The sequence below is a fragment of the Kingella kingae ATCC 23330 genome (genome assembly GCF_900111845.1).
Classification (GTDB): domain Bacteria; phylum Pseudomonadota; class Gammaproteobacteria; order Burkholderiales; family Neisseriaceae; genus Kingella; species Kingella kingae.
In genome coordinates this window covers 1-2,174 of the sequence record NZ_FOJK01000051.1, presented here as the reverse complement: position 1 = coordinate 2,174, position 2,174 = coordinate 1, and the positions used below count along the sequence as shown (strand labels likewise).

The following is a 2,174-nucleotide window of genomic DNA, read 5'->3' as shown; positions in this document are numbered from 1 at the left end:
ATCGCTAACCAAACCCAGCTCACGAAACCACGCGATAATCGGCTGCACAAATGCCACAGCCAAATCAAATAAACCTTTCCAGCCAGCCCCTATCATTTCCAGCAAAGGCATAATGGGCGCAATACCGTCTTTAAAACCGTCCCAAAAGCCAATAAAAAAGGCTTTAATCGGTTTCCAGTAAATGTAAATCAACGCTGCTGCGGCCGCGACCGCTGCAATCGCCAGCAATACAGGGGCAAAAGCCATTGCGGAAGATAAACTAAATGCCATAATCGCTGTACGAACAGTTGTAAACGCTCGTATTACCTTACCTAAATTGCCTTCAAGCGAGGATAACGCTACACCACCTTGCATGACTGCACGAACCGCAGTAATGCTAGCACTTAAAGCAGCAAAACCACCGCGTACCGAAAGCAATACTGCCATCATACGATTACCCAGCACACGTATGACAAAACCGCCAGAAATGAACGCCAAAATAGCGGCAGTTGTGCCGACAATCGCTTGGGTTAAAACAGGGTGCTGTTGCGCCCAATCGGTCAGCGCATTGACTACGCTGGTGGACAAAACAACAAAACGATTAACGGCTGGCAACAATATTGAGCCAACTGTAATGCCCAGTCCCGTCAAACTGTTTTTTAACAACTGAATATTATTGGCAGTAGTCGCGGCACGTGCTTCATATTCTTTATTCATTGAGCCGTCAAAATTGGCGGCACTCTTCACACCTTCTAAATTTTCTTAACAGTATCAATGCTGGTAAGAAATGGCGCAATACCCAACAAGGACTCGCTACCGAATAATTCTTTCAGTGTTGATGCTTGTTTATATTTTTCTAGTTTTGACACCGCTTCCAGCACTTTCAGCGTAGTGCCTTCCGCATCTTTTTGCATATCTTTGGCGATTTGCTCGTGGTCAAACCCTAATTCTTTCCATGTTGCTTTTTGGCTTTTGGTGGCGGTTTCCCCTGCCACCAGTGCCAACATCATGTTTTTAATACTGGTCGCCGCCATTTCTTCTTGAATACCAAAACCACGCATGGTTGCGCCAAGTGCCGCCACCGTACCTGTGTTGTATCCAGCCACCGTACCAAACGCACCCACACGCTGCACAATTTCCATAATGCATTTGGCAGCAGCAGGTGTGGTATTGCCCAGATAATTGATTTTATCGGCTAGCGTTTCCACGCCACTTTGGTCAAGTTGGAATGCCGAGCGCAATTCCGCCATGGATTGCCCTGCTTTTTCTGCGGAGACATCAAACGCCACGCCCATTTTGGCTGCGCTGTCGGTAAATCTCATCAAGTCGTTTTGGGCAATACCCGATTGACCACCTAACGCCACGATTTTGGCTAATTTTGTCGCGGCCATGGGGATTTTGCGACTCATCGCCACAATATCGTTGCCCATTTACTTAAATTGCTCGGGTGTTTCAAAATCTACGACTTTTTTAACATCTGCCATCGCGCTTTCAAAATCAATTGCCAACTTAACAGGCAATATCAATGCACCAGCCGCAGAGACTGCGTTTTGCCATTGCCCTTTTAAATTTTGCCATTGTTCTTGATTGCCAATTTTACGCGCTGCGATTTTGGCAAGCTGTTCGTGTTTGCGCGTTAATTTATCAATTGCTTAACCAACTTGATTGTATTGCCGCCACAAATGCGCGGCAGATGTACTGCTCAAACGGTCTTTATTGCGCTCTAATGATTCGCCTAATTCCTTTTGTTTAGCGGTTAAATTCGTGGTGGTGGATTTGAGCGTATTCATCGCCTTGCCGATGTTGGTTAAACCCGACAATGCGCCGTCAACCACCGCCGACACGCTAATAGATAAACTTAAATCTGAAGCCATGTATTATAATTTCCGTGTTAAAAACTTGTTTATTGACAAGGTGCTTATCATGATTTTTATTTGGGGCATAATGGTTTTGGCTTTGCTGCTGTTTCTGCCATTGCTTGCAGCAACGGTATTGGCTGGCATTGCCGATGTATTCCGCGCTGCGTTTGGTAAAGATGATGCCGACACCAATAACGGCTACTGCCGCGATTTACAGCACGAAATTGCTGCCGAACGTGAGCGCAACGCCTAATCCTATTTCTGATACTTCGCCTTAATTTGCCGATTGACTTCATCTAGCCAGTCGGCAAATTCATCTAATGGCAAATCGTAAAT

General features: G+C 45.8%; 4 protein-coding genes. 1 reads left to right on the top strand and 3 read right to left on the bottom strand.

The features are described from left to right. The 3 genes from BQ5809_RS11425 to BQ5809_RS08040 form a co-directional block, all read right to left on the bottom strand. Window positions 1–726 (bottom strand): phage tail tape measure protein (locus BQ5809_RS11425; RefSeq protein ID WP_003788926.1); only part of this gene is annotated, 726 nt, incomplete at its 3' end. 5 nt (window positions 727–731) lie between these two features. Then, window positions 732–1,409, bottom strand: coding sequence for a phage tail tape measure protein (locus tag BQ5809_RS11420; protein ID WP_003788929.1), 678 nt, complete (start codon window positions 1,407–1,409; stop codon window positions 732–734). A gap of 222 nt (window positions 1,410–1,631) precedes the next feature. After that, window positions 1,632–1,853, bottom strand: coding sequence for a hypothetical protein (locus BQ5809_RS08040; protein ID WP_032827923.1), 222 nt, complete (start codon window positions 1,851–1,853; stop codon window positions 1,632–1,634). A gap of 49 nt (window positions 1,854–1,902) precedes the next feature. On the opposite strand from BQ5809_RS08040, the gene BQ5809_RS08035 reads away from it, so the two are divergent. After that, entirely contained in the window at window positions 1,903–2,091 is a 189-nt protein-coding gene (locus BQ5809_RS08035; RefSeq protein ID WP_032827925.1) for a hypothetical protein, read from the top strand. The last annotated feature ends 83 nt before the right edge of the window (window positions 2,092–2,174 follow it).